Annotated in this window: 29 protein-coding genes; 4 read left to right on the forward strand and 25 right to left on the reverse strand. The window is 72.2% G+C overall.

Going from position 1 to position 26442, the window contains the following annotated elements; genetic code table 11:
• Window positions 1–8: 8 nt before the first annotated feature.
• Complete coding sequence (locus AC07FY_RS12805; protein ID WP_479004612.1) at window positions 9–884, reverse strand: polysaccharide deacetylase family protein; 876 nt, start codon at window positions 882–884, stop codon at window positions 9–11.
• Entirely contained in the window at window positions 881–1753 is an 873-nt protein-coding gene (locus tag AC07FY_RS12810) for a polysaccharide deacetylase family protein (RefSeq protein ID WP_479005452.1), read from the reverse strand. Before AC07FY_RS12810 ends, AC07FY_RS12805 begins: the two co-directional genes overlap by 4 nt.
• 197 nt (window positions 1754–1950) lie before the next feature.
• Between AC07FY_RS12810 and AC07FY_RS12815 the strand changes: the two genes are divergently transcribed.
• Window positions 1951–3129, forward strand: coding sequence for a THUMP-like domain-containing protein (locus AC07FY_RS12815; protein WP_479004615.1), 1179 nt, complete (start codon window positions 1951–1953; stop codon window positions 3127–3129).
• Window positions 3130–3275: 146 nt separating this feature from the next.
• On the opposite strand, the gene AC07FY_RS12820 is transcribed toward AC07FY_RS12815, so the two are convergent.
• From AC07FY_RS12820 to tsaB, 4 genes are read right to left on the reverse strand one after another with little or no spacing between them, the layout of a single operon-like run.
• Window positions 3276–3542 carry a hypothetical protein gene (locus AC07FY_RS12820; RefSeq protein WP_479004618.1) on the reverse strand — a complete coding sequence of 89 codons (267 nt, stop codon included), beginning with the start codon at window positions 3540–3542 and terminating at the stop codon, window positions 3276–3278.
• Entirely contained in the window at window positions 3539–4669 is a 1131-nt protein-coding gene (gene tsaD / locus AC07FY_RS12825) for a tRNA (adenosine(37)-N6)-threonylcarbamoyltransferase complex transferase subunit TsaD (RefSeq protein ID WP_479004620.1), read from the reverse strand. Before tsaD ends, AC07FY_RS12820 begins: the two co-directional genes overlap by 4 nt.
• Window positions 4662–5141, reverse strand: a complete 480-nt coding sequence (rimI, locus tag AC07FY_RS12830; RefSeq protein WP_479005454.1) for a ribosomal protein S18-alanine N-acetyltransferase — start codon at window positions 5139–5141, stop codon at window positions 4662–4664. The genes tsaD and rimI overlap by 8 nt, the downstream gene beginning before the upstream one ends.
• Before the next feature lie 29 nt (window positions 5142–5170).
• Complete coding sequence (gene tsaB, locus AC07FY_RS12835) at window positions 5171–5848, reverse strand: tRNA (adenosine(37)-N6)-threonylcarbamoyltransferase complex dimerization subunit type 1 TsaB (RefSeq protein WP_479004623.1); 678 nt, start codon at window positions 5846–5848, stop codon at window positions 5171–5173.
• 119 nt (window positions 5849–5967) lie between these two features.
• Between tsaB and AC07FY_RS12840 the strand changes: the two genes are divergently transcribed.
• On the forward strand, window positions 5968–6528 hold the full coding sequence (locus tag AC07FY_RS12840) for a hypothetical protein (protein ID WP_479004626.1): 561 nt from the start codon (window positions 5968–5970) through the stop codon (window positions 6526–6528).
• A 96-nt stretch (window positions 6529–6624) separates the two neighbouring features.
• Here AC07FY_RS12840 and AC07FY_RS12845 read toward each other — a convergent pair whose 3' ends face one another.
• The 8 genes from AC07FY_RS12845 to AC07FY_RS12880 all read right to left on the reverse strand — a co-directional run bounded on the left by AC07FY_RS12845 (window position 6625) and on the right by AC07FY_RS12880 (window position 14508).
• Window positions 6625–6810 carry a hypothetical protein gene (locus AC07FY_RS12845; RefSeq protein WP_479004629.1) on the reverse strand — a complete coding sequence of 62 codons (186 nt, stop codon included), beginning with the start codon at window positions 6808–6810 and terminating at the stop codon, window positions 6625–6627.
• Between the two features lie 171 nt (window positions 6811–6981).
• Window positions 6982–7548, reverse strand: a complete 567-nt coding sequence (gene tsaE, locus AC07FY_RS12850) for a tRNA (adenosine(37)-N6)-threonylcarbamoyltransferase complex ATPase subunit type 1 TsaE (RefSeq protein ID WP_479004632.1) — start codon at window positions 7546–7548, stop codon at window positions 6982–6984.
• Window positions 7499–8638: an alpha/beta fold hydrolase gene (locus tag AC07FY_RS12855; protein ID WP_479005457.1), complete on the reverse strand. Its 1140-nt coding sequence runs from the start codon at window positions 8636–8638 to the stop codon at window positions 7499–7501. The genes tsaE and AC07FY_RS12855 overlap by 50 nt, the downstream gene beginning before the upstream one ends.
• Window positions 8639–8709: 71 nt before the next feature.
• The gene (gene alr / locus AC07FY_RS12860) at window positions 8710–9846 is read right to left on the reverse strand and encodes an alanine racemase (protein ID WP_479004635.1); all 1137 of its coding nucleotides are present in this window, start codon (window positions 9844–9846) and stop codon (window positions 8710–8712) included.
• Window positions 9847–9956: 110 nt separating this feature from the next.
• The gene (locus tag AC07FY_RS12865; RefSeq protein WP_479004637.1) at window positions 9957–11354 is read right to left on the reverse strand and encodes an NAD(P)H-hydrate dehydratase; all 1398 of its coding nucleotides are present in this window, start codon (window positions 11352–11354) and stop codon (window positions 9957–9959) included.
• Between the two features lie 44 nt (window positions 11355–11398).
• A complete protein-coding gene (locus AC07FY_RS12870) occupies window positions 11399–11767 on the reverse strand; it encodes a holo-ACP synthase (protein ID WP_479004640.1) in 369 nt (122 codons plus the stop codon).
• Window positions 11768–11789: 22 nt separating this feature from the next.
• Window positions 11790–13637, reverse strand: coding sequence for a glutamine--fructose-6-phosphate transaminase (isomerizing) (glmS, locus tag AC07FY_RS12875; protein ID WP_479004643.1), 1848 nt, complete (start codon window positions 13635–13637; stop codon window positions 11790–11792).
• A 109-nt stretch (window positions 13638–13746) separates the two neighbouring features.
• Window positions 13747–14508, reverse strand: coding sequence for a hypothetical protein (locus AC07FY_RS12880; protein WP_479004646.1), 762 nt, complete (start codon window positions 14506–14508; stop codon window positions 13747–13749).
• Between the two features lie 214 nt (window positions 14509–14722).
• On the opposite strand from AC07FY_RS12880, the gene coaA reads away from it, so the two are divergent.
• Together coaA and AC07FY_RS12890 are read left to right on the forward strand one after the other, a co-directional pair.
• Window positions 14723–15772, forward strand: a complete 1050-nt coding sequence (gene coaA / locus AC07FY_RS12885; RefSeq protein ID WP_479004648.1) for a type I pantothenate kinase — start codon at window positions 14723–14725, stop codon at window positions 15770–15772.
• Window positions 15773–15804: 32 nt separating this feature from the next.
• On the forward strand, window positions 15805–16794 hold the full coding sequence (locus AC07FY_RS12890) for a DUF389 domain-containing protein (protein ID WP_479004651.1): 990 nt from the start codon (window positions 15805–15807) through the stop codon (window positions 16792–16794).
• On the opposite strand, the gene glmM is transcribed toward AC07FY_RS12890, so the two are convergent.
• The 11 genes from glmM to rpmJ form a co-directional block, all read right to left on the reverse strand.
• Window positions 16791–18149, reverse strand: a complete 1359-nt coding sequence (gene glmM / locus AC07FY_RS12895) for a phosphoglucosamine mutase (protein ID WP_479004654.1) — start codon at window positions 18147–18149, stop codon at window positions 16791–16793. The two genes, AC07FY_RS12890 and glmM, sit on opposite strands and share 4 nt — an antisense overlap.
• A gap of 136 nt (window positions 18150–18285) precedes the next feature.
• Window positions 18286–18807 carry a 30S ribosomal protein S9 gene (gene rpsI, locus AC07FY_RS12900; RefSeq protein WP_383802497.1) on the reverse strand — a complete coding sequence of 174 codons (522 nt, stop codon included), beginning with the start codon at window positions 18805–18807 and terminating at the stop codon, window positions 18286–18288.
• A 42-nt stretch (window positions 18808–18849) separates the two neighbouring features.
• A complete protein-coding gene (gene rplM, locus AC07FY_RS12905; RefSeq protein WP_030154717.1) occupies window positions 18850–19293 on the reverse strand; it encodes a 50S ribosomal protein L13 in 444 nt (147 codons plus the stop codon).
• Window positions 19294–19526: 233 nt separating this feature from the next.
• On the reverse strand, window positions 19527–20783 hold the full coding sequence (locus AC07FY_RS12910; RefSeq protein WP_479004658.1) for a glycosyltransferase family 87 protein: 1257 nt from the start codon (window positions 20781–20783) through the stop codon (window positions 19527–19529).
• A gap of 67 nt (window positions 20784–20850) precedes the next feature.
• Complete coding sequence (locus AC07FY_RS12915) at window positions 20851–22479, reverse strand: ABC-F family ATP-binding cassette domain-containing protein (protein WP_479004660.1); 1629 nt, start codon at window positions 22477–22479, stop codon at window positions 20851–20853.
• 33 nt (window positions 22480–22512) lie between these two features.
• Window positions 22513–23364 carry a tRNA pseudouridine(38-40) synthase TruA gene (gene truA / locus AC07FY_RS12920; protein ID WP_479004663.1) on the reverse strand — a complete coding sequence of 284 codons (852 nt, stop codon included), beginning with the start codon at window positions 23362–23364 and terminating at the stop codon, window positions 22513–22515.
• 115 nt (window positions 23365–23479) lie between these two features.
• Window positions 23480–23944 carry a 50S ribosomal protein L17 gene (gene rplQ / locus AC07FY_RS12925; RefSeq protein WP_069921530.1) on the reverse strand — a complete coding sequence of 155 codons (465 nt, stop codon included), beginning with the start codon at window positions 23942–23944 and terminating at the stop codon, window positions 23480–23482.
• Window positions 23945–24044: 100 nt separating this feature from the next.
• Window positions 24045–25067 (reverse strand): DNA-directed RNA polymerase subunit alpha, encoded by a 1023-nt coding sequence (locus tag AC07FY_RS12930; RefSeq protein WP_008739666.1) that lies wholly within the window; start codon window positions 25065–25067, stop codon window positions 24045–24047.
• Between the two features lie 206 nt (window positions 25068–25273).
• A complete protein-coding gene (gene rpsK, locus AC07FY_RS12935) occupies window positions 25274–25678 on the reverse strand; it encodes a 30S ribosomal protein S11 (RefSeq protein WP_003956432.1) in 405 nt (134 codons plus the stop codon).
• A gap of 54 nt (window positions 25679–25732) precedes the next feature.
• Complete coding sequence (rpsM, locus tag AC07FY_RS12940) at window positions 25733–26113, reverse strand: 30S ribosomal protein S13 (RefSeq protein WP_007265919.1); 381 nt, start codon at window positions 26111–26113, stop codon at window positions 25733–25735.
• Between the two features lie 198 nt (window positions 26114–26311).
• On the reverse strand, window positions 26312–26425 hold the full coding sequence (gene rpmJ, locus AC07FY_RS12945; RefSeq protein ID WP_003956441.1) for a 50S ribosomal protein L36: 114 nt from the start codon (window positions 26423–26425) through the stop codon (window positions 26312–26314).
• Window positions 26426–26442: the final 17 nt, after the last annotated feature.

Here is a 26442-nt window from a genome sequence, read left to right on the forward strand (position 1 = left end):
GACACGCCCTAGAGGTAGTCCTCCAAGCGGCCTATGCGGTAGCCCTGTTCCTGGATGCGCTGGAGCATGCGGGTCGTCATCCGGGTCTCCGTCGCGCCCTTGAGTTCGGCGGGGCCGCGGAAGTGGGCCAGGATGATGTCGCCGGGCTCGAGGGCGGAGCCCTTGGCGTACTGGAAGTTGTTGATCTGCATCGACACCCGCCACAGCACCACGGACGAGACCCCGCACTCCGAGGCGGCCCGGAGGGTGTCGTCGTTGTAGTTGCCGAAGGGCGGGCGGAAGAGCGGCGGGCGTTGGCCGAAGCGCTTCTCCAGGCGTTCCTGCTGGCCGCATATCTCGTGCTTCTGCGCCGCGAAGGGCAGGGTGCGCAGGTTCGGGTGGGTCAGGGTGTGGTTGTTTATCGTGCTGGCCGAGCCGTTGTCGCGGAGCTGCTCGAAGTGGCCGTAGTCCGACGCGGCCACACTGTCCGTCAGGAACATGCTGATCGGCAGCTTCAGGTCCGCCGCCATCTTCAGGAACTCGGGGTCCTTCTCCGCGCCGTCGTCGAAGGTCAGGAAGACGACCTTGTCGTCGGCCGCGAGGGGTATGCGGTCTATCACCGGGACCTTGCCCGGGGCCGCCGTCGGGAGCTGCGGCTTGCGGGCGGGCTTCGGCGCGTACTGGAGGGGGCCGCTCAGTCCCCACTTGCGGTACGCCTCGTCCGAGGCCCCACCCGCCGCGGGCGTGGGGGCCGGGGCGGGCGGCGTCGCGGAAGGGTCCTCCCGCGTCGCCTCCGGCCCGGGCCCCAGCTCCGTGGCGGCGTTGCCGCCCCCGCACCCCGTCAGGGACAGCGCCAGCGCGCCGGCCGCCAGCGTTCCGGCTACCAACCGGCGCGCACGCTTCACAGATAGTCCTCCAGGCGGGCCACGGCGTACCCCTTGTCCGTGACGGTCTTCATGACATGACGGATCATGTCAGGCATCGTGCCCTTCCAGTCCTCCTTGCCCCGGAAGTGGGTCAGGATGATGTCACCGGGGTGCAGGTCGCGGTCCCACTCGCGGTACTCCATCCGGTTCGGGAAGGCCTCCGCGTTCCACAGCGGAACCGCCTTGATGCCGCAGGACTTCGCCGCGCGCAGGGTGTCCTGGTTGTAGTTGCCGTACGGCGGGCGGAAGAGGGTGGGCCGCTTGCCGAACTTCTTCTGGATCGTGTCCTGCTGGCCGCAGATCTCCTCTCGCTGCTGCTCGTACGAGAGGCCGGGCATGTAGCGGTGGTTGAGCGTGTGGTTGTTCAGGGTGACGCCGGCGGCCTGCATCGCCTTGAAGTACGGGTAGTCGTCCTTGACGACGTAGTCGCTGAGGAAGGCCGTGTACGGGATCTTCAGCTCCTGCATCATCTTCAGGAACTCGGGGTCCTTCTCGGCGCCGTCGTCGACGGTCAGGAAGACGACCTTGTCCTCCGTGTCGATGGTGGTGAAGACCGGCGGGTACTCCTCCTGGTCCTCCACCTCGAAGCCGTCGCGCGTGGTGATCTCGGGCTTCTCCTTCGGCGCCGGCGGGGCGGTGAGGGGGAGCTTGGCCAGCCGCCACCTCTTGGCCGCCGCGATGCGCGCCTGCTGGGCCGCCTTGGCCTTCTCGGCGGCGCTGAGCGCGCCCGCCGCGCCCGCCTCGGCGCCCTTGGCCGCCTTCGCCTTCTCGGCCTTGTCCGGCGCCTTGGACTCCCCGGATCCGCACGCCGTGCCGAGGGCGGCTACCAGCAGGGCGGCCACGGCCACCCCGAACCGGCCGCGCGGACCCGCCGCGTACCGGTGACCCTGTTGCGTCTTATCTTCCGTTTGTCCGACTAGCTGCATAGCTGCGCATCCTGGCATCCGACACGCGGGCCCCCGGGAAGGCACCGCGAGCGGAGTCCCACCTTCCACCGACTGGCCCACACCCCCGCGGGCCCGCGCGCGTCGCCGACAATGGAGCCGTGACCCCCGAAGACTTCGCCGCCCTCCTCACGCCCGAGGGGCGCGCCCTCCTCGACTCGCTCCGCGACCACGACCCGGCCCAGGAGTTGGCCCTGGCCACCCGGCTGCGCCGCGAGCACCCCGCGCAGCTGGTCTCCGCCGCGCTCGGGCAGGCCCGGCTGCGGCAGCGCGCGGTGGCGAAGTTCGGCCCGCAGGACGCGTTCCGGATGTACTTCACGCCCGGCGGCGGCGAGATGGCGACCCGCGCGTCCGTCGCCTCGTACCGGGCCGAGCGGCTGGCCGCCCTCGGCGTGCGCAGCGTCGCCGACCTGTGCTGCGGCATCGGCGGGGACGCCCTCGCCCTGGCGCGGCTGGGCATCCGGGTGCTCGCCGTCGACCACGATCCGCTGACCGTCGCCGTCGCCCGGGCCAACGCCGGGGCGCTGGGGCTGGCGGACCTGATCGAGGTCCGGGAGGCGGACGTGACGGAGGTGGACACCGCCGGTTACGACGCCGTCTTCCTCGACCCGGCCCGGCGCGGGGGGCGCGGCCGGATCTTCGATCCGGAGTCGTACTCGCCGCCGCTGTCCTGGGCCGTACGGACGGCCCGGAGCGCGCGGTACGCCGCCATCAAGATCGCCCCCGGGATCCCGCACGAGGCGGTGCCGGCCGAGGCGGAGGCGGAGTGGATCTCCGACCAGGGGGACGTCAAGGAGGCCGTGCTCTGGTTCGGGACCTCGCCGGGGACCGTGCGGGCCACCCTGCTGCCCGGGCCGCGCGGCCTGCACACCGCCGATCCGCTGCCGGACCCGGAGGCGGGGGCCGTCGGCCGCTGGCTCTACGAGCCGGACGGCGCCGTGATCCGCGCGCACCTCGTGGCCGAGGTCGCCGCCCAGCTGGACGGCAGGCTGATCGACCCGACCATCGCCTACATCACCGCCGACGAGCTGCGCCAGACGCCGTACGCGACGGCGTACGAGATCACCGACGTGCTGCCGTTCGGCCTGAAGCGGCTGAAGGCACTGCTGCGCGAGCGCGGCGTGGGCGTGCTGACCGTGAAGAAGCGCGGCTCGGCCATCGAGCCCGAGGAGCTCCGCAGGAAGGTGAAACCGCAGGGCCCGAACGCGGCGACCGTCTTCCTGACCCGCGTCGCAGGCGCCCCGTCCATGCTCATCGGGGCGCCGGCCCGGGAACGGTGACCCCGGGTCATCGGGGCGCCGGTCCGGAAGCGGTGACGCCGCACAGCGGGGCCCGGGCCGGCGCGCTGCCCGGCGGGGACGGACACCCCCGCGGCCGGAGCTGCGGGTTCCGGCCCGGCCACGACCCGGCGAACGGGCGACAGGGCCTAGCCGGCCTCGACCGACTCGAAGCGCCAGCGGTGCACCGCACGCGTGATCAGGTCGGCCGCGGGCTCCGGCAGTTCGGGAAGGTCCGCCGCGATCCCCTCGGGCGCCTCCCACCAGGTGATCACCAGCACCCGGTCCTGCGGGGCCCGCAGCACCTCGCGGCGCACCGGGTCCCGGGCGAGGACCTGGGCGCGGGCCCACTCGAGCAGTTCGTTGCCCCGGCCGTCGGCGGCCCGGGCCTCCCACATCAGGGCGACGGTGCTCATGAGTAGAGGTTGTCCTTGCTCAGCTCGTGCACGTGGTCGTGGTCGTGCGCGTGGCCGTGCCCGTGGGAGTGGCCGTGGCCCTGGGTTCCCGGTACGTGCGGGTCGGTCACCGGCAGCGAGGAGTCCGCCGACAGGTCCCAGTCCGAGGCGGCCCGGTTGCGCTTGACCATCTCCGCGCCCAGCGCCGCCACCATCGCGCCGTTGTCGGTGCACAGCTTGGGCCGCGGCACCCGCAGGATGATCCCCGCGGCGTCGCAGCGCTCCTGCGCCAGCGAGCGCAGCCGCGAGTTGGCCGCCACTCCGCCGCCGATCATCAGGTGGTCGACGCCCTCGTCCTTGCACGCCCGGATCGCCTTGCGCGTCAGCACGTCGACCACGGCCTCCTGGAAGGACGCCGCGACGTCCCGCACCGGCACCTCCTCGCCCGCGTGCCGCTTCGCCTCGATCCAGCGGGCGACGGCCGTCTTCAGCCCGGAGAAGGAGAAGTCGTACGGGGCGTCGCGCGGCCCGGTCAGGCCGCGCGGGAAGTTGATCGCCTTCGGGTCGCCCTCCCGCGCGAGGCGGTCGATGACCGGGCCGCCGGGGAAGCCCAGCTGGAGCACGCGGGCGATCTTGTCGAAGGCCTCGCCGGCCGCGTCGTCGATGGTCGCGCCGAGCGGCCGTACGTCGGAGGTGATGTCGGGGGCCAGCAGCAGCGAGGAGTGCCCGCCCGACACCAGCAGCGCCATGGTCGGCTCCGGCAGTGGACCGTGCTCCAGCTGGTCCACGCAGATGTGCGAGGCCAGGTGGTTCACGCCGTAGAGCGGCTTGCCCAGCGCGTAGGCGTACGCCTTGGCGGCCGAGGTGCCCACCAGCAGCGCCCCCGCCAGGCCCGGCCCGGCCGTCACCGCGATGCCGTCGAGGTCGCGGGCGCTGACCCCGGCCTCCTTCAGGGCGCGTTCGATGGTGGGGACCATCGCCTCCAGGTGGGCGCGCGAGGCCACCTCGGGCACGACCCCGCCGAAGCGGGCGTGCTCGTCGACGCTCGACGCGATCGCGTCGGCCAGCAGGGTGGTGCCGCGGACGATGCCGACGCCGGTCTCGTCGCAGGAGGTCTCGATGCCGAGGACGAGCGGTTCGTCAGCCATTGCTCTCACTGCTCTCAGTTCGTACGTGTGCGGGGTCGGTCAGTCGCATGACGAGCGCGTCGACGTTGCCGGGCTGGTAGTAGCCGCGCCGGAAGCCGATGGGCTCGAAGCCGAAGCGCTCGTAGAGCTTCTGGGCGCGGGTGTTGTCCACGCGCACCTCCAGCAGCACCTCGGCGCACTCGAAGGCGGTGGCGGCGCGCAGCAGATCGGTCAGGAGCCGGGCGCCGAGCCCGGTCCCCCACTGGTCGCGGGCGGCCGCGATGGTCTGTACGTCGGCCAGGTCGCCGGCGGCGGCCAGCCCGGCGTAGCCCACCAGCCGGCCCGAACCGTCTTCGGCGACGACGTACCTGCGGGTGGCCCGCGGGCCGCGGGCGTGCGCCAGTTCGGACCAGAACATCGCCGCGGACCAGGCGTCGTCGGGGAACAGCTCGTGCTCCAGCTCCAGCACCGGCTCGATGTCCCACCAGCGCATCTCGCGGAGCACGACGTCGGGGGCGGCCGTCACTGCGGGGTGACCACCTTGTAGTTCTTGGGCACCTGCGCGTCGGGCCGGCGCAGGTAGAGCGGTGCCGGCGGCACGCCGTCGGCGTTCTCGAAGGCCGCGCCCGCCGCCAGGCGTTCCGCGGCCAGCGACACCAGTGCGGCGGCCGACTGGTGCTCGGGGCCGCGGGCGTCGGGGAAGACCTCGGGGTAGAGCAGCGCGCCCTGGCCCACCGCAGGGAGGCCGGCGACCCGCTCGGCGATCTCGGCCGGCCGGTCCACGGCGGGTTCGCCGACCCGGGTGCGGGGGTCCTCGTAGCGCGCCCAGTAGACCTCCTTGCGCCGCGCGTCGGTGGCGACGACGAAGGGGCCCTCGATCCCGGCCGCCCCCGCGGCGTGGGCGAGGCCGTCCAGGGTGCACAGGCCGTACACGGGCACGCCCAGCACGGAGGCGAAGGTGGAGGCGGTGACCAGGCCGACGCGCAGGCCGGTGTAGGGGCCGGGGCCGACCCCGACGACGATGCCGGTGACGGCGTCGAGCTTCAGCCTGGCCGCGGCGAGCACCTCGTCCACGGCGGGCAGCAGCAGCTCCCCGTGGCGGCGGGCGTCGACCTGGCTGGACTCGGCGAGGACGGACTCGCCGTCGTGCAGGGCGACGGTGACGGCGGGCGTGGCGGTATCTACAGCGAGCAGGAGCACGCGAACAGCCTACGACTCCGCGGGCCCCGGGCTGTGCGGCCGGTTGTCGAGCGGGCCTGCTGCTACCTTTCGATCAGGCATCGGCCGAGGCATCAGGCAGCGCGGAGAGGTGGAGCAAGGTGGCACGCAGCAGCTCGGGAATCGTGGCCGGGCTCACCGCCGCGGCACTCGCCGCCATCGGGTTCCTCGGCTACCAGGCGTCCGCTTCGGCTCCCGCGAGGCCCCCGCAGGCTGCCAGCCCCCAGGAGCCGGCCCCCGTGCCCAGCCCGGCCGCCGGGAAGCAGGACCCGGCGAAGCCGGTCCCGGTGCCGGAGGGTTCGGGCTCCGGGGTGCGGGTCGTGTACTCGGTGGGCGGCAAGCGCGTGTGGCTGGTCGGCGAGGCAGGTCAGGAGCCCCGCTCGTTCCCGGTGGTGCCGAGCACCGTGCACCCCAAGCCCGGCAGCTATCTGGTGGGTTCGCGCTCGAGCACGGTGACCGGCTCGGACGGGGTGCCGGTCGAGCACGTCGTACGGTTCGCCACCACGGACGGCGTGGTGATCGGCTTCAGCGCCCGCGTGGACGGCGCGACGCCGGAGCCCGACCCGAACCGCAAGACCGGCGGCATCCGCATGGCGAAGGCCGACGCCGACGCGATGTGGGCCTTCGCGACGATCAACTCGAAAGTCGTCGTCGTCCCCTGACGAAAAGCTGCGCCGAACCACCCGTACGTGCGATGGGCGTCCCGAGCGCTCAGAAGAACCCGGCACGCGTGTCACCAACGTCCCGGGACACCACGCCTAGGCCGCTTCGGACTCCGGAGCGGCCCTGTCGCGTACGGCGTCCCGCGGTTCCCCCTCCTCCGTCACCCGCACCAGGACGGGCGGGGTCGAGACGGCGCTGGCGGCCGCGCCCGCGGCCAGCAGCGCCCCCATGGACACGACGGACGGCCGCGGCTCGCGGTGCGCTCCTGCTGGTGCCGACATGGCTGCCTCCTGGAACCCGGGACGCCGAACTTAGGCATGCCTAAGAAACTCTCGATACCATGTCACCACGCCCGGCACCGCGGGCGCAATATCTTGCCGACGAGTTGTCGGTACGCATCCCGGCACGCTCCCCCGCACCGGGATGCGGTCGGGCTTCCGGGCCGGGCCGTCCTACTCCGAAAGGGCTCCGGCCAGGGCGTCCAGTCCCGCCCCGGCGGACCAGCGCGCGCCGATCCCGCGCAGCGAGACCTCCCGTACGTCGTCCAGGACCTCTTCGTGGCCGACTGCCCGGCCGATGACCACGTGCAGCCGGTCGTCGGAGAGCTCCTCCACCTTGCCGTCGCCCCATTCCACGACGACCACGGAGTCGGGCAGCGAGACGTCGAGGTCCAGGTCCTCCATCTCGTCCAGCCCGCCGCCCAGCCGGTAGGCGTCCACGTGCACCAGCGCGGGCCCGCCGCTCAGCGAGGGGTGCACGCGGGCGATCACGAAGGTCGGTGAGGTCACCGCCCCGCGCACGCCCAGTCCCTCACCGAGGCCGCGGGTCAGCGTGGTCTTGCCCGCGCCGAGCTCGCCGGTCAGCAGGACGAGGTCCCCGGGGCGCAGCAGGTTCGCGAGCCTGCGGCCCAACTCCTGCATCGCGTCCGGGGATCCGACGGTGATCCGGGCCTCGGATCCGGTGCCGGCCTCAGGTGCCGGTGCCTGGCTGCGCTGTGCTTCCAGCGGTACTTCTTCCATGCCCGCCCACGTTAGTCGCTGCGGGGACGGGCACCGCCCCGGTGCGCGCCAGCAGCTCGGTCAGCAGGCGCGTCACCGTCTCGGGGCGCTCCAGCATCATCAGGTGCCCGGTGGACTCCAGGACCACCAGCTCGGCGCCCGGCAGCGCCTCCTTGACGGCCACGCTGTGCGCGGCCGGGGTGATCATGTCCCGGTCCCCGGCGACGACGGTGACGGGGATGCCGGCGAACCGCTGGAGGGCCGCGGTCTTGTCGTGGGCCGCGAAGGCCGGGTAGAACTCGGCGACCACGTCGATCGGGGTGGCCTCGATGAGCCGCTCCGCGAAGCGCGCGACGCCCGGGTCCACGTCGCCGGACCCGAAGGAATACATCTTGATCATGCCGGCGAACAGGTCGGCGGTGGCCCTGCGGCCCCGCTCCACCAGCTCCACCTGCGAGCCGAGCGCCTTGAGCACGCCCGGCAGGATCCTGCGGACCGCGCCCAACCCGACGGCCGGCAGCCCGTACGTCACCTCGGCCAGCCGGCCGCTGGAGGTGCCGACCAGAGCGACGCCGACCACGCGGTCGCGGGCGAACTCGGGGAACTGCTCCGCGAAGGCCATGATGGTCATTCCGCCCATCGAGTGACCCACCAGGACCAGCGGACCCTCGGGGGCGGCGGCGTCTATGACGGCCTTCAGGTCCCGGCCGAGCTGCTCGATGGTGACCGGCTCGCCGTCCGCCTGGGCCAGCCCGCGGCCGCTGCGGCCGTGGCTGCGCTGGTCCCAGTAGACGGCGCGGACCACTCCGCGCAGCCCGGCGCGCTGGAAGTGCCAGGCGTCCTGGGCGAGGCAGTAGCCGTGGCAGAAGATCACGGTCGCGGCCGGTACGGGCTTGCGGCGCAGCCGGGACCGCGGCCGCTTGCTCTGCTCGGGGAGCTCCTCGGCCTCGTAGTAGAGCTCGGTGCCGTCCTCGGCCCGGCAGGTGCCCGGCGTCCCGCGCAGCGAGCCGTAGTCACCGGTGGCGTCGAGGGCCAGCCGCGCCTTCCTGCGCAAGCCGCGCCCGACGGTGATCCGTTCCACGGCGACACCGGCGGCCGCTCCGGCCGCCATCACGCCGATGGCGGCGCCGGCCCAGCCGGCCTTGCGCCAGTTCTCGCTCACGCCGCCGCCCCCACTCCGCCTCAGCCGCCCAGGTACACCCGGGGCACGCGCCCTCCGATACGGGTGACGATCTCATACGCGATCGTGTCCGCCGCCTGCGCCCAGTCCTCGGCGGTGGGCTCGCCGCGCTCCGCGTCCCCGAAGATGACGGCCTCGTCGCCGACCTCGGCGTGGCCGCCGTCCAGGTCGACCACGAACTGGTCCATCGCGACGCGCCCGGCGACGCGGCGGAGCGTGCCGCCCACGAGCACCGGGCCGCGCCCGGAGGCGTGCCGCGGGATGCCGTCGGCGTAACCGGCCGGGACCAGGGCCAGGGTGGTCTCGGTCTCGGTGACGTAGTGGTGCCCGTAGCTCACGCCGTGCCCGGCCGGGACGGTCTTGACCAGCGCCAGGGTGGCCTTGAGCGCCATGGCGGGGCGCAGGCCGAGCTGGGCGGGCGTGCCGAGTTCCGGCGCGGGCGAGACGCCGTAGAGGGCGAGCCCGCAGCGGACCAGGTCGAAGTGCGACTCGGGCAGCGTGAGCGTGGCGGGCGAGTTGGCGATGTGCCTGACCTCGGGCTCCACGCCCTCCTTCTCGGCGTACGCGAGCATGTCGCGGAAGGCGGTGAGCTGGAGCCGGATGGAGGGATGGCCGGGCTCGTCGGCGCAGGCGAAGTGCGACCAGAGGCCGGTGACGCGCACGGTTCCCTCGGCCTGGGCGGCGACGGCGGCCCCCACCAGCTCCGCCCAGTCGGCGGGCTGGCAGCCGGCCCGGCCGAGGCCGGTGTCGGCCTTCAGCTGGACGCGGGCGGTGCGGCCGGTGGCGCGGGCGGCCGCGCGGACCTCGTCCAGGGCCCACATCCCGCTGACCGACACGTCGATGTCGGCCTCGACGGCCGCGCGCCAGGGGCCGCCGGGGGTCCAGAGCCAGCACATGATCCGGCCTTCGACCCCGGCGGCGCGCAGCGCGAGCGCCTCCTCGGGGGTGGCGGTCCCGATCCAGGTGGCGCCGGCCTCCTGGGCGGCCTTGGCGCAGGCCAGCGCGCCGTGGCCGTAGGCGTCCGCCTTGACGACCGCCATCAGCTGGGAACGGGGGGCCCGCTCGCGCAGCGCGCGCACGTTCGCCCGTACGGCGTCCAGGTCGATCTCGGCGTACACGCGCGTGGGTGTCTCGTTCATCCCGCACAGTCTCGCAGACCCCGCCGGTCGGGCCCCTGCGGCGGGACCAGGATGCTGCTCGGGCTCGGCCCCGGACCCCGCGCCCCGAATGCCGGCGGGGCCGGCGCGGGCTACGGGCGCGCCGTCTCCCGCCATGCCCGCGGCAGGGCGGCGGCCACGTCGTGGGCCAGCAGCGGACCGCCCGCGAGCCTGGCCGCCAGACCGTGGAGGTACGCCGCCAGCGAGCCGGCGTCGGGGCCGGACAGCCCGGTCGCCAGCAGGGAGCCGGCCAGTCCGGACAGCACGTCGCCGCTGCCCGCGGTCGCCAGCCACGGCGTCCCCGTCGGGTTCACCCGGACCGGGCCGCCGCCGGAGGCGACCAGCGTGGTCGAGCCCTTCAGCAGCACCGTCGCCCCGTACCGCCCCGCCAGCTCCCGCGCGGCCTCCAGCCGTCCCGCCTCCACCGACTCCCGCGACACGCCCAGCAGCGCCGCCGCCTCCCCCGCGTGCGGGGTGAGCAGGGTCGGGGCCGTGCGGGCCCGCAGCACTGCCGGGTCCAGCCCGCGCAGCCCGTCCGCGTCCACCAGCACCGGCACGTCCTGGGCCAGCAGCTGCGCGACCTCGCCGCCGCGCGCCTCCCCGATGCCCGGCCCGACCACCCACGCCTGCACCCGGCCGCGGCCGATCAACGTCTCGGGGTAGCGCGCGAGCACCGCGTCCGCCGCCGGCCCCACGTACCGCACGGCTCCGGCGCCGCCGCGCAGCGCCCCCGCGACGGCCAGCACGGCCGCGCCCGGGTACTGCGCGGACCCGGCGGCGATGCCCACCACGCCCCGGCGGTACTTGTCGCTCGACGCCGTCGGCTCCGGCAGCAGGGCCGCGGCGTCGGCGTGCTGCAGGGCCTCGGCCTGCGCCTGCCCGCGGCCCGGCAGCTCCAGGCCGATGCCGACCAGATGCACCACGCCCGCCCGCGAAGCCCCCGGATCGACGAGCAGCCCCGGCTTGTAGGCGCCGAACGTCACCGTCACCCCGGCTGTCACGGCCGGGCCCGCCACCTCGCCGGTGTCCGCGTCGACCCCGCTCGGCAGGTCCACGGCGACCACCGGGACGCCCGGCGGGATCCGCTCCACCAGGGCCGCCGCGGCCGGCCGCAGCCCGCCGCGGCCGCCGATCCCGAGCAGCCCGTCCACCACGAGGTCAGCCCTCGGCGGCACGGCGTCCGCGACGCTGCCCCCGGCGGCCCGCAGTGCGGCGAGCCCGCCCGCGTGCAGCCGCTCGGGGTCCATCGGCACGGCCGTCACCCCGGCCCCGCGCCGGGCCAGGCGCGCGCCGGCGTACAGCGCGTCGCCCCCGTTGTCCCCCGGCCCGACGAGCAGCACGATCCGCGACCCGTACACCCGCCCCAGCAGCCCCGCGCAGACGGCGGCGAGGCCCGCCGCCGCCCGCTGCATCAGGGCGCCCTCGGGCAGACGCGCCATCAGCTCCCGCTCGGCGGCCCGTACGGTCTCCACGCTGTAAGCAGTACGCATGCCACCACCCTGCCCCACGGGCCACGGGCCCACGCGGAGCGGCGCTACCCCTCGGCGATCACCACGGCCGAGGCGACGCCCGCGTCATGGCTCAGCGAGATGTGCCAGGACCTGACGCCGAGCTCCCGGGCCCGGGCCTCGACCGTCCCGGACACCCGCAGCCGGGGCCGGCCGGACTCCTCCACGTACACCTCGGCGTCGGTCCACAGCAGCCCGGCGGGCGCGCCGAGCGCCTTGGCCAGGGCTTCCTTCGCCGCGAACCGGGCGGCGAGCGAGGCGATACCGCGCCGCTCACCGCTCGGCAGCGTCAACTCGGCGTCGAGGAAGAGCCGTCCGGCCAGGTTCGGCGTCCGCTCCAGCGCCGCGGCGAACCGGTCGATCTCCGCGACGTCGATCCCCACACCGATGATCACAACAACAACCCCGCTTGCCCGCTCACTCCACCGTCACCGACTTCGCGAGGTTACGCGGCTGGTCCACCTCGTTCCCGCGCGCCGTCGCCAGCTCGCACGCGAAGACCTGCAACGGCACCGTCGCCACCAGCGGCTGGAGCAGGGTCGGCGTGGCCGGGATGCGGATCAGGTGGTCGGCGTAGGGGACGACCGCCTCGTCCCCCTCCTCCGCGATGACGATGGTGCGCGCCCCGCGGGCCCGGATCTCCTGGATGTTCGAGACGATCTTGTCGTGGAGCACCGACCGCCCGCGCGGCGAGGGGACGACCACCACCACCGGCAGGTCCGGCTCGATCAGCGCGATCGGCCCGTGCTTGAGCTCGCCCGCCGCGAAGCCCTCGGCGTGCATGTACGCCAGCTCCTTGAGCTTGAGCGCGCCCTCCAGCGCCACCGGGTAGCCCACGTGGCGGCCCAGGAAGAGCACGGTGTCCTTCTCGGCGAGGGACCGCGCGAGCTGCCGTACCGGCTCCATCGTCTCCAGGACGGTGTCCACCGCCGCGGCGATGTCCGACAGTTCCCGGACCACCGCCTGGATCTCGTCGCCCCACTTCGTGCCCCGGACCTGACCGAGGTAAAGCGCCACGAGGTAGCAGGCCACGAGCTGCGTCAGGAACGCCTTCGTGGAGGCGACGGCCACCTCCGGACCGGCGTGCGTGTAGAGCACCGCATCCGATTCGCGCGGGATCGTCGATCCGTTCGTGTTGCAGATGGCCAGCACCTTGGCGCCCTGCTCGCGCGCGTGCCGCAGCGCCATGAGGGTGTCCATGGTCTCGCCGGACTGCGAGATCGCGACCACCAGCGTGCGCTGGTCCAGGATCGGGTCGCGGTAGCGGAATTCGCTGGCCAGCTCGGTCTCGCACGGGATGCGGGTCCAGTGCTCGATGGCCAGTTTCGCGATCATGCCCGCGTGGTAGGCCGTACCGCACGCCACGATGACGACCTTGTCGACCTCCCTGAGCACCGAGGCGGGGATGCGCACCTCGTCCAGGGTCAGCGAACCACTCGCGTCGATCCTGCCCAGGAGGGTGTCGGCGACGGCCTTGGGCTGCTCCGCGATCTCCTTCAGCATGAAGTAGTCGTAGCCCCCCTTCTCGGCCGCCGAGGCGTCCCAGTCCACGTGGTACGCCCGCACGGACGCGGCCGAACCGTCGAAGTTGGTCACCGTCACCCCGTCGCGGCGGAGCTCCACGACCTGGTCCTGCCCCAGCTCGATCGCCGACCGGGTGTGGGCGATGAACGCGGCCACGTCGGAGGCGAGGAAGTTCTCCCCCTCTCCGACGCCCACCACCAGGGGTGAGTTCCGGCGTGCCCCGACGACCACGTCCGGTGCGTCGGCGTGCACCGCGACCAGCGTGAAGGCGCCCTCCAGCCGCCCGCACACCCGCCGCATGGCCACCGCCAGGTCACCGGCTGCCGCGTACTCCTCGGCGAGCAGGTGGGCCACGACCTCGGTGTCCGTCTCGGACTCCAGCCGGTGCCCGCGTTCGGCGAGTTCGGCGCGCAGCAGGGCGAAGTTCTCGATGATGCCGTTGTGCACGACCGCCACCCGCCCGGAGTTGTCCAGGTGGGGATGGGCGTTGACGTCGGTGGGCCCGCCATGGGTGGCCCACCGGGTGTGTCCGAGGCCGGTGGACCCGGCCGGCAGCGGGTTGCCGACCAGCTCCTTCTCCAGGTTGACGAGCTTGCCGGCCTTCTTGGCGGCCGACAGCTCCCCTTCGGAGAGCACGGCGACCCCGGCCGAGTCGTAGCCGCGGTACTCCAGTCGCTTGAGTCCGGCGATGACCACATCGAGCGCCGACTGCGCTCCCACGTAACCCACAATTCCGCACATAGGCCGCAGCGTACGCCGAAGTTGAGCTCCTGCCCCGTACCTGCACAAGACGAAACCCCGCCCGGCGAACGTGCCGGAGCGGGGTTGACGTCCGTCGCCCTCGCGGTGATCAGCCGAGCTTCTTCACCTGCGCGTCCACGACCGCCTTCGGCTGCTCGGCGGTACCGCTCGCGCTGAGGGCCGAGAAGGTCGCCAGGGTGTTGCCCTTGCGCACGACCACGAGCTCCATCGCCAGCTTCTCGCCGTCGGCGTCGCCCACCACGGTGTAGGCGAGCGCCTCGTCGCCGGCGGTGACCGCCGCACCCGGCGTCACCTTCTGGATCTTGAGCGCCCCGCCGCCCTGGCTGCCGGTGTAGCCGCCGGCGCAGGCGGTGCCCGCGCCCTTGAGGGTCGCGATGGCCTCCTGGGCGCCCTTGCCCTCGTAGGAGGACAGCGTGACGGAGGTGGCGGTGGCGCTCAGGGCGTCCATCGCGGCCTTCAGCTTCTCCTCGGCGCTGGCGCCGGCCGACGGCTCCTTGGGCTTGGCGACGGCCTTGGTGCGGGCCGTCCCGGCGGCGCTGCCGACCGGAGCCATGGACTGGGCCTTGACCAGCGGCAGGCACTCGGGCTTGTCGCTGGTCGCCCCGGCGGCCGCCGCGCTCTCCTCGGCGGTGGCCGGCTTGACCACGTGCTCCGGCAGGTCCGCCTGGACCACGATCAGGCCCGCGAGCTCGGCGTCGGTCTTCGCCTTCGCGGCGGGCGCGGCGGAGCCGGCGGACGGCTTGGCGTCCGCCTTGGTGTCGGCCTTCTCGGAGCCGCAGGCGGTGGCCAGCAGGGCCAGGGACACCGCGGACGCGGTCAGGACGGTACGACGGACAAGAGCGGTACGCACGAGAGCACTCCCCCAGAGACGATCAAGAAACAGCAATCTACTGGTTCCCACGATCACCGGTCCGCGATTTCCCGCCCGGGCCGCCGATCGTGACCGCCGCGAGATCGCACGGCCCTCGAATCGGTACCGGCCCCGGCACAACCGCGGCGAAACGGACCCCTTACGTGACCGACCACACCACCCACAACCGAGCCGGAGCCCCGACAATGGCGGTGTGATCACTTCGCCGCCACGAAGCAGCACGCCGGACAGCGCGACGGAGCGCACCGGCCCGGACGGGCAGCCCCCGCGTCCCGCCCACCGGCGGGGCCCCGAGGCCTCGCCGTACGTCGAGCTCACCCGCGCCGAGTGGAGCGCCCTGCGCGAGCGGACCCCACTGCCGCTCACCGCCGAGGAGGTCGAGCGGCTGCGGGGCCTCGGTGACGTCATCGACCTCGACGAGGTCCGCGACGTCTACCTGCCGCTGTCCCGGCTCCTGAACCTGTACGTGGGCGCGACCAGCAACCTGCGGGGCACCCTGAACACCTTCCTCGGCGACGCGGGCAACGGCCACGGCGCCCAGCAGGGCACCCCCTTCGTCATAGGGGTCGCCGGTTCGGTGGCCGTCGGCAAGTCCACCGTGGCCCGTCTGCTCCAGGCCCTGCTCGCCCGCTGGCCCGAGCACCCGCGCGTGGAGCTGGTGACCACCGACGGCTTCCTCTACCCGATGAAGGAGCTCCAGCGGCGCGGGCTCACCTCCCGCAAGGGCTTCCCCGAGTCCTACGACCGCCGCGCGCTCACCCGGTTCGTGGCCGACATCAAGGCCGGCAAGGACGAGGTCCGGGCCCCGGTCTACTCGCACCTGATCTACGACATCGTCCCGGGCGAGGAGCTCGTCGTACGACGCCCGGACATCCTGATCGTCGAGGGCCTGAACGTGCTCCAGCCGGCCCTGCCCGGCAAGGACGGCCGGACCAGGGTCGCGCTCGCCGACTACTTCGACTTCAGCGTGTACGTGGACGCGCGCCCCGAGGACATCGAGCGCTGGTACCTCAACCGGTTCCGCAAGCTGCGCGAGACCGCCTTCCAGAACCCGTTCTCCTACTTCCTCAAGTACACCCAGGTCTCCGAGGAGGAGGCCATGGAGTACGCGCAGACGATGTGGCGGACCATCAACAAGCCCAATCTGCTGGAGAACGTGGCCCCCACCCGCGGCCGGGCCACCCTGGTCGTCCGCAAGGGCGCGGACCACAAGGTGCAGAAGCTGAGCCTGCGCAAGCTGTAGCGCCGCAGCCCCGCTTCGCTAGGGTGCGGTGCATGCTGCACCTGCGGATGATCACCCCGGCGGACCGGACCGAGGCGGTGGTGGCGATCGTCGAGAAGACGGTCGGGACCACCCATCTGGCCGTACTGAAGGACGCGGCCCGCGTCCCGCCCGGCGACCTCGTGCTGTGCGACGTCGCGCGCGAGGCCGGGGACGAGCTGCTCCGGGAGCTCCAGGCCCTCGGCATCGACACCGACGGCTCGATCACCGTCGAGGACATCGACCTGTCGCTGTCGCGGCGGGCCGACGCCGCCGAGGAGGAGGCTCCCGGCGAGCCGGCCGACGCCGTGCTCTGGAAGCAGCTGACCGGGGCCACCCACGAGGAGTCGACGCTCAGCGTCACCTACTGCGCGTTCATGATCGTCGCGACCATGATCGCGGCCTGCGGCGTGGTGCTCGACAACGCCATCCTGATCGTGGGCGCCATGGCGGTCGGACCGGAGTTCGGCCCGCTCGCCGGGGTGTGCGTCGGGGCCGTGCAGCGCGAGCCGCGGCTCACGCTGCGCTCGCTGTCCGCGCTGCTGATCGGCTTCGCCGCGGCGATGGCCGCCACCACCCTCTTCACCCTGGGCATGGACGCGCTCGGGCAGTTCGAACCGGGCATGCTCGACCGCCCCCGCTCGAACACCGGGTTCATCTGGCAGCCGGACCCGTTCTCCTTCGTGGTCTCGCTGCTGGCCGGCGTCGCCGGAATGCTCTCCCTGACCTCCGCGAAGTCGGGGGCGCTGGTGGGCGTCGCCATCTCGGTGACCACCGTCCCCGCCGCCGCCAACGCCGCCGTGGCCCTCGGCTACGCGGAGTTCGCCCAGATGAGGGGCTCGGTGGAGCAGCTCCTGCTGAACCTGGCCGGGATCATACTGGCGGGCATCGCGACCCTGTACGCGCAGAAGGCACTGTGGCGGACCCAGCGGGGGCGCTGGATCCGCCGGGCCAAGGACGGGGCCCCGGCCGCCGAGGCCCGCGACCCCGACCTCAGGGACTAGCCGAGCGCCGACTTCACGACGTCCGCGAGCCGGCCGGCGACCGAGCGGGCCTGCTCGATGTCGGCGGCTTCCACCATCACCCGTACGAGCGGCTCCGTACCGGACGGCCGGAGCAGCACCCGTCCGGTGTCGCCCAGCTCGCGCTGGGCGTCGCTCACCGCCGCGGCGAGCTCGCCGGAGGTGGCGACGCGGGACCTGTCCACGTCGGGCACGTTGATCAGCACCTGCGGCAGCCGCCGCATGACGCCCGCCAGCTCGGCCAGGGACTTGCCGGTGGCCGCGACCCGCGCCGCCAGCAGCATCCCGGTGAGCGTGCCGTCGCCGGTCGTCGCGTGGTCGAGGATGATCACGTGGCCGGACTGCTCGCCGCCCAGCGCGTAGCCGTGCTCCTTCATCGACTCCAGGACGTACCGGTCGCCGACGCCGGTCTGCACGACCTGGATGCCCTCGGCCTCCATGGCCAGCTTGAAGCCCAGGTTCGACATCACGGTGCCGACCACGGTGTTCCCGCGCAGGTGCCCGGACTCCCGCATGGCCAGCGCCAGCACGGCGAGGATCTGGTCGCCGTCGACCTCGGCGCCGGCGCCGTCCACGGCCAGGCAGCGGTCGGCGTCGCCGTCGTGGGCGATGCCGAAGTCGGCGCCGTGCTCCACGACGGCCGCCTTGAGCAGGTCGAGGTGGGTGGAGCCGCAGCCGTCGTTGATGTTGAGGCCGTCGGGCTCGGCGCCGATCGTGACGATCTCGGCGCCCGCCCGGGCGAAGGCCTCGGGCGAGACGTAGGCGGCCGCGCCGTGCGCCTCGTCCAGGACGATCTTCAGGCCGTCGAGGCGGTTGGGGAGCACCCCGATCAGGTGGGCGACGTACTTCTCGAAGCCCTCGGTGTAGTCCGAGACCCGGCCGACGCCGGAGCCGGTGGGCCGGTCCCAGGGGGCGCCGGTGCGGTGCTCGGCGTAGACGGACTCGATGCGGTCCTCCAGCTCGTCGGCGAGCTTGTGGCCGCCGCGCGCGAAGAACTTGATGCCGTTGTCCGGCATGGCGTTGTGGCTGGCGGAGAGCATGACGCCGAGGTCGGCACCCAGCGCACCGGTGAGATACGCCACCGCCGGGGTGGGCAGCACACCGACGCGCAGGACGTCCACGCCCGCGCTCGCGAGGCCGGCCACGACGGCCGCCTCGAGGAACTCGCCCGAGGCCCGGGGGTCCCGGCCCACCACCGCGGTTGGACGGTGACCCGCGAAGGTGCCCGCCTCGCCCAGTACGTGGGCAGCCGCCACGGAGAGGCCGAGCGCGAGCTCCGCCGTCAGATCCGCGTTGGCGACGCCGCGTACACCGTCCGTCCCGAAGAGTCGTCCCACTGTTGTCCTCCCGAGTTTCTGCATCGCTTTGTAACCGCATGTGACAGATATGTGCCGCTTGTGGCGGTAAACGAACCGCCCCGGCAGCACAGAGAGTGCTGCCGGGGCGGATTCGTTGCAGAACAGCAGGCGCAGATTAACGCTTGCTGTACTGCGGAGCCTTACGGGCCTTCTTGAGACCGGCCTTCTTGCGCTCGACCGCACGGTCGTCGCGGGAGAGGAAGCCGGCCTTCTTCAGCGCCGGGCGGTTGTTGTCCACGTCCGCCTCGTTCAGCGCGCGGGCCACGCCGAGGCGCAGGGCACCGGCCTGACCGGAGACGCCGCCACCCGCGATGCGGGCGATGATGTCGTAGCGGTTGTCCAGCTCGAGGAGCTTGAACGGCTCGTTGACTTCCTGCTGGTGCACCTTGTTGGGGAAGTAGTCCTCAAGGGTGCGACCGTTGATCTTCCACTTGCCGGTGCCCGGAACGATCCGGACGCGGGCGATGGCGTTCTTGCGACGGCCCAGGCCGGCGGCCGGCTGGGGGTCGCCGAAGCGACCGGCAAGGGACTCGGAGGTGTAGTCGCCCTCGGCGACGACCTCGGACTCGCTGGTGTACTCCTCGACGTTGCCCTCGAACTCGTCGACGGGGGTCGTCTCGGCGGTGGTCTCGGCCACGATGCTCCTCAGAATTCTCTACGTCTTAGGGGGTGGCCGGAACTACTGCGCGACCTGGGTGATCTCGAACGGCACCGGCTGCTGCGCAGCGTGGGGGTGCTGGTCGCCCGAGTAGACCTTCAGCTTCGAGAGCATCTGACGGCCCAGGGTGTTCTTGGGGAGCATGCCCTTGACGGCCTTCTCGACGGCCTTCTCCGGGTTGTTCGCCAGCAGGTCGTCGTAACGCACGGAGCGCAGGCCGCCCGGGAAGCCGGAGTGGCGGTACGCCATCTTCTGCGAGGCCTTGTTGCCGGACAGGTGAACCTTGTCGGCGTTGATGATGACGACGAAGTCGCCCATGTCCATGTGGGGGGCATAGGTCGGCTTGTGCTTGCCGCGCAGGAGGGCGGCGGCCTGGGTCGCCAGACGGCCGAGGACAACGTCCTGGGCGTCGATGACGAGCCACTGGCGCGAGATGTCGCCGGGCTTGGGGCTGAACGTACGCACGCGTATGCCTTCGCTTCTTCAGTGGTGGTATCCCAGGGGCGCAAGCCCCACGGGAAGGTCCTGACAGGGTCACCACGGACGATCACGACAGCCCTCGTCCACATCGGGGACGCAACCCGAGTGTGAACCGCTGGTCATCGGCCCGGTGGACCGGCGTAAGGCCCTTTCACGTGAGAATGAGCAAGCCAATACGCATAACAAACCAGCAGAGTACCCAAGCAGACCCGTATGGGTCAAAACGCGGTCCGCGATGCCGGTCCTGCTGGCGTCGCGGCGCACTCCGGTTCGGTCCTGGGTGGGGACCCCGCAGTTGTTACGGGCTCCAGGGTAACCCGACCGGAGGGCAGTGCACGACGCGCCAGCAGAATCGCGAGCCCGCACAGGGTCGCGCAGTCCTTGAAGGCGCGCCGCTTGTGGGCCAGCTCCGAGGGCCACGGGAGCAGGGCCACCTGGGGCGTCAACGCCAGCCAGAACCAGGGCGAGCGGGGCATCGAGCCCGGTCGCACCGCCGAGGCCAGCAGCAGCGGCAGCACCACCAGCAGGTAGTGGTCGAAGGAGGGCCGCGAGACCAGGAAAGCGGCGAGCATCACCATGCAGGCCGTCTCCGCGAGCCGCAGTTCGCCCCCGTCCGGCTCGCCCGCCGTGCGCCGCCAGCGCGTCCAGGCGGCCCACAGCCCCGCCGCGGCCCCCGCGAAGGCCACCAGCACCGCCACCGGCTCCGGCACCCCCAGCCGGGGCAGCACGGCGATCGGCGAGGCGTCCCAGGGCAGCGCGTAGGCGTCCTGCCCCTTCAGCAGGAACGGCAGGGTCTTGGTGAAGAACAGCGACGGGCTCGGCATCAGCAGCGCGCCGGCCAGCGAGAGTCCCAGCGGCACCAGGACGGCCGCCGCCAGCCCCCGCCAGCGCCGCGCGAGCACGAAGAGCAGCCCGACCGGCACCAGCATCGGCTTGCACGCGATCGCCAGCCCGATCACCACGCCGGCCGCCCCCCAGTGCCGCCGCTGCGCGAGCAGCAGCGCCACCGGCAGGGCGGCGGCCGAGATCGCCGTCCAGTTGCCGATCAGCACGAGGTTCACGTACGGCTTGTAGGCCAGGGCCAGTGCCGGGAGGCCGAGGACGGCGAAGCGCGAGCGCAGCGGCACCGCGAACAGCCGCAGCGCGGCCAGCCAGCCGGCGGCCAGCAGCCCGGACATCGCGACCGGCAGGCTCCAGCGCAGGACCGCCGTCGGCAGCAGTGCCTCCGGAACGGCCATCAGGACCGCGCTGGGCAGGTAGAGGAAGCGCTTGTCCTCGTACGGCGACCCGCCGGCCAGCAGCGTCTGCGCCGCCTTGACCACGAAGGCGTTGTCGGAACCCCAGTTCTCCCGCAGGCTCGTGGAGACGCAGATCCCCAGGACCACCGCGAGGGAGATGAGCTGCCAGGGCCGGGACGCGGGCCGCAGCAGCCACGCCAGCAGCCGGTCGCCGACACCGCGGTTCTCCCGCTTCACGAGCCAGATGCCAGACCGCAGGCCCACCACGTCTCCCCCTCACTGCGACCCAGGGGGCGGTCTCCCCCTAGCGCTTGCGTTCGACTCTACGTTCGTCCCACACCGGCTCCTGAGTCTCCCGCACCACTCCGTCCGAACCGAACACCAGATAGCGGTCGAAGGTGCGGGCGAACCAGCGGTCGTGCGTGACGCACAGCACAGTGCCGTCGTAGGACTCCAGACCGTCCTGCAGGGCCTCCGCGGACTCCAGGTCCAGGTTGTCCGTCGGCTCGTCCAGGAGCAGCGCCGTGGTCCCGGCCAGTTCCAGCAGCAGGATCTGGAAGCGCGCCTGCTGGCCGCCCGAGAGCTTCTCGAACGGCTGGTCGCCCTGGCGCTCCAGCTCGTAGCGGCGCAGCACGCCCATGGCGGCGCCCAGCGGCTTCGCGGCCTCCGTCCACAGGATGTCGACGAGGGTCCGCCCGAAGAGCTCGGGGTGGGCGTGGGTCTGCGCGAAATGGCCGGGGACCACGCGGGCTCCCAGCTTCCAGGTGCCGGTGTGCCGGACGTCCTCGCCGGCCAGCAGCCGCAGGAAGTGCGACTTGCCGGAGCCGTTCGAGCCGAGGACCGCGACCCGCTCCCCGTAGAAGACCTCCAGCGAGAAGGGCTTCATCAGCCCCGTGAGCTCCAGGTCCTCCACCGTGAGCGCGCGCACGCCGGTACGCCCGCCCTTGAGCCGCATCCTGATGTCCTGCTCGCGCGGGGGCTCCGGCGGCGGACCGGCCTCCTCGAACTTCTGGAAGCGGGTCTGCATCGCCCGGTAGCGCGAGGCCATGTCGGGGCTGCTCGCGGCCTGGTTGCGCAGCCGCAGGACCAGCGCCCGCAGCCGGGCGTGCTCCTCGTCCCAGCGCCGCTTGAGCTCCTCGAAGCGCGCGAAGCGCTCCTTGCGGGCCTCGTGGTAGGTGGCGAAGCCCCCGCCGTGCACCCACACGTCGCTGCCCGTCGGGCTCGCCTCCAGGCTGATGATCTTCTCGGCGGCCTGGGTGAGCAGCTCCCGGTCGTGGCTGACGAACAGCACGGTCTTGCGGGTGGCCCTCAGCTGCTCCTCCAGCCACCGCTTGCCCGGGACGTCGAGGTAGTTGTCCGGCTCGTCGAGCAGCAGCACCTCGTCCGGGCCGCGCAGCAGCGCCTCCAGCACGAGCCGCTTCTGCTCACCGCCCGAGAGCGTGCGCACCTCGCGGAACTGCGCGCTGTCGTACGGGATGTCCAGCGCGGCCATGGTGCAGACGTCCCACAGGGTCTCCGCCTCGTAGCCCTGGACGTCCGCCCAGTCGCTGAGCGCCTGCGCGTAGGCCATCTGCGCGGCCTCGTCGTCGACCGTCAGGATCAGCTGCTCGGCGCGGTCCACCGCCTTCGCGGCCTCCCGGATCCGGGGCTGGGACACCGACACCAGCAGGTCCCGCACGGTCGTCTCGTCCCGTACGGAGCCCACGAACTGCGACATCACGCCGAGGCCACCGCTGATCGCGACCCCGCCGCCGTGCGGCTGGAGCTCTCCGGAGATCAGCTTGAGCAGGGTGGTCTTGCCGGCGCCGTTCGCCCCCACCAGCGCCACCACAGAGCCCTCCCCCACCCGGAAGGAGACGTCGGGGAGCAGGACCCGCCCGTCGGGAAGGTAGTACTCCAGGTGGCTGGCTTCGAGATGTCCCATGCCGCGCATTGTCCCGGTCCGGGCGCCATCCGCCCAAACGGGTTAGCAGCAGCCGGCGCCCGGGAGGGTCCGCACGTTCCGCGCTTCCCGGCTGCGGGCGGCCAGGAGCTCGTCGGCCGGATAGCCGACCCCCTCCAGGGTCAGTCCGTGCGGCTTGACCACGTGCACCGAGGAGTCCCGTACGGCCGCCGCGAGCACCTTGCCGGGCCAGTCGGTGGGCCGGTGGCCGTCACCGACGTGCAGCAGGGCCCCGACCAGCGAGCGGACCATGTTGTGGCAGAAGGCGTCGGCGCGCACGGTGGCCGTGACGATGCCGTCCTGCGCCCGCTCCCAGCTGAGCTGCTGGAGCGTGCGGATGGTCGTGGCGCCCTCCCGCTTCTTGCAGTAGGCGGCGAAGTCGTGCTCGCCGAGCAGGGGGGCCGCGGCCTCGTTCATGGCGTCCACGTCGAGGGGCCACTGGTGCCACAGGACGTGCCCGCGGCGCAGCGGGTCGACCCCGCCCTGGTGGTCCCCCACCCGGTAGGCGTAGCGGCGCCAGATGGCCGAGAAGCGCGCGTTGAAGCCCGCGGGGGCCTCGGCGGCCTTCCACACCCGTACGTCGTGCGGCAGCCGCCCGGCGAGGCGGCGCAGCAGCTTGTCGTGGTGCTCGGCCCACACCTCTTCGGCCACGTCGAACTGCGCGACCTGCCCGCGGGCGTGCACACCGGCGTCGGTGCGCCCGGCGACGGTCAGCTCGACGGGCTCCTTCAGCCGCATCACGGTCTGCAGCGCGCCCTCCAGCTCGCCCTGCACGGTCCGCAGCACGCGCTGTTTCGCCCAGCCGGAGAAGTCCTTGCCGTCGTAGCTCAGGTCCAGCCGCACCCGGACGTGCCCGGGCTCCACCTCGTCACTCACGGGAACGATCCTCTCAGAAGCTCGAAAACGCCGGAAAAGCGGGAAAGACGAAAACGGGCCCGCCCCGGAAGGGGGCGGGCCCGTTCAGAGCCGTTCAGCGTGATCCCGTGGGGGATCAGGCCTCCTTGGTCTCCTCGGCGGCGGGAGCCTCGGTGGCCTCCGCCTCCTTCACGGCGCGCTTGGTGGCGGCCTCGGCCTCACCAGTGGCCTGCTGGGCGACCGTCAGGGCCTCGACCAGCTCGATGACCGCCATCGGGGCGTTGTCGCCGCGACGGTTGCCGATCTTGGTGATGCGCGTGTAACCACCGGGGCGGTTCTCGTAGCGCGGGGCGATCTCGGTGAACAGCGTGTGCACGATGCTCTTGTCCGTGATCGTCTGCAGCACCAGGCGACGGTTGTGGATGTCGCCCTTCTTGGCCTTGGTGACCAGACGCTCGGCGTAGGGACGCAGGCGACGGGCCTTGGCCTCGGTGGTGGTGATGCGGCCGTGCTCGAAGAGCGCCTTCGCGAGGTTCGCGAGGAGGTGCTTCTCGTGCGCGGCGGAGCCGCCCAGGCGGGCACCCTTTGCGGGACGCGGCATTGTTACTCCTTCATATCTGCACCGGCCGTGTCAGGTACCGGTGTCAGTTCCCTCAGGCGGTCGCGCGAGGGGGTGTGGGGGCGGGCCCCCACAAGCTTTGTCAGTACTGCTCGGTCTCGACGAAACCGGCGTCCGCGTCGTCGTCGGCGCCGAAGGCGTCGGCGGCGGCGGTCGGGTCGAATCCGGGCGGGCTGTCCTTGAGGGCCAGGCCCATGCCGGCCAGCTTCGCCTTGACCTCGTCGATCGACTTCGCACCGAAGTTGCGGATGTCGAGCAGGTCGGCCTCGGAACGGGCCACGAGCTCACCCACGGAGTGGATGCCCTCGCGCTTGAGGCAGTTGTACGACCGGACGGTGAGCTCGAGCTCCTCGATCGGCAGCGCGAGATCGGCGGCCAGGGCGGCGTCCGTCGGGGACGGGCCCATGTCGATGCCCTCGGCGTCGATGTTGAGCTCACGCGCCAGACCGAACAGCTCGACCAGGGTCTTGCCGGCGGACGCCATGGCGTCGCGCGGGCGCATGGCCTGCTTGGTCTCGACGTCGACGATCAGCTTGTCGAAGTCGGTGCGCTGCTCGACTCGGGTCGCCTCGACCTTGTAGGTGACCTTGAGGACCGGGCTGTAGATGGAGTCGATCGGAATGCGGCCGATCTCCTGGCCCAGCTGCTTGTTCTGGACGGCGGAGACGTAGCCGCGGCCGCGCTCGACGGTCAGCTCCATCTCCAGCTTGCCCTTGCCGTTGAGCGTGGCGAGGACCAGGTCCGGGTTGTGCACCTCGACACCGGCCGGGGGCGCGATGTCAGCAGCGGTGACCAGGCCGGGGCCCTGCTTGCGCAGGTACATCACGACCGGCTCGTCGTGCTCCGAGGAGACGACCAGCTGCTTGATGTTGAGGATGATGTCGGTGACGTCTTCCTTGACACCCGGCACGGTGGTGAACTCGTGCAGGACGCCGTCCACGCGGATGCTGGTGACAGCGGCACCCGGGATCGAGGACAGGAGAGTACGGCGCAGGGAGTTGCCGAGGGTGTAGCCGAAGCCCGGCTCCAGCGGCTCGATCACGAACCGCGAGCGGTACTCGTCGACGACCTCTTCGGTCAGCGAAGGACGCTGAGCGATAAGCATGTCTGTGTTCCTTCATTCGTGGACGCCCACTATTTGACGCCCGACGGGACGCCGTACCGGGGGTACGGCTACTGCAAGGGTACGGGCGGCACGGCCCCCGAAGGGGTCGTACCGCCCGGACACTCAAGAACGCACCTGTGCGTCCGCTGCGCATACGCGGCGGCGCGGATCACCCCCGCGACGGCGGGGAGGGGCGCCGCCACGGATCAGACGCGGCGGCGCTTCGGCGGGCGGCAGCCGTTGTGCGGGGTGGGGGTGACGTCCTGGATCGAACCCACCTCGAGGCCGGTGGCCTGGAGGGAGCGGATCGCGGTCTCACGGCCGGAGCCGGGACCCTTGACGAAGACGTCGACCTTGCGCATGCCGTGCTCCTGCGCGCGGCGGGCGGCCGACTCGGCGGCCATCTGCGCGGCGAAGGGGGTGGACTTGCGCGAGCCCTTGAAGCCGACGTGGCCGGCGGAGGCCCAGGAGATCACGTTGCCCGAGGGGTCCGTGATCGAGACGATCGTGTTGTTGAACGTGCTCTTGATGTGGGCGTGCCCGTGAGCGACGTTCTTCTTTTCCTTGCGGCGCACCTTCTTGGCAGCGCCCTGACGACCCTTGGGGGGCATCTATATCTCCTACGGGAGGTGGTCGGTCCTACAGCGCAAGACCGCTGAACAGGACTACTTCTTGCCCGGCTTCTTCTTACCGGCGATCGCGCGACGCGGGCCCTTGCGGGTACGCGCGTTCGTGCTGGTGCGCTGACCGTGCACCGGCAGGCCACGACGGTGGCGGATGCCCTGGTAGCACTGGATCTCGATCTTGCGGCGAATGTCGCCCTGGATCTCGCGGCGGAGGTCACCCTCGGTACGGAGGTTGGCGTCCACGTACTCGCGGATCTTGACGAGGTCCTCTTCGGCCAGGTCACGAACGCGGGTGTTCGGGTTCACGCCGGTGGAGGCGAGGATCTCCTTGGACCGGGTGCGCCCGATACCGAAGACGTAGGTGAGTGCGATCTCCACACGCTTTTCGCGCGGGATGTCAACACCGGAAACGCGTGCCACAAATGGCTCCTGTGTGTTCGGGGGTCTTCCGCAGAACCACTCCCGACCGCCGACCACCCGAAGTGGGTGATGGTACGTCCGGGTCCCCGGCCCCCGCCGGAGGTACCGCCGGCCCCTCTCAGGGCTGGGCGGGTTCTGCGTATGTACGTTTTCTTACGTCGCGCGAAGAACTGCGGAAGGCAGGTCGGTCGGCGTGCGTCAGCCCTGGCGCTGCTTGTGGCGCAGGTTGTCGCAGATGACCATGACCCGACCGTGACGGCGGATCACCTTGCACTTGTCGCAGATCTTCTTGACGCTCGGCTTGACCTTCATGTGGGTGAGGTTCTCCG

The organism is Streptomyces sp. NPDC045967, from assembly GCF_056430495.1.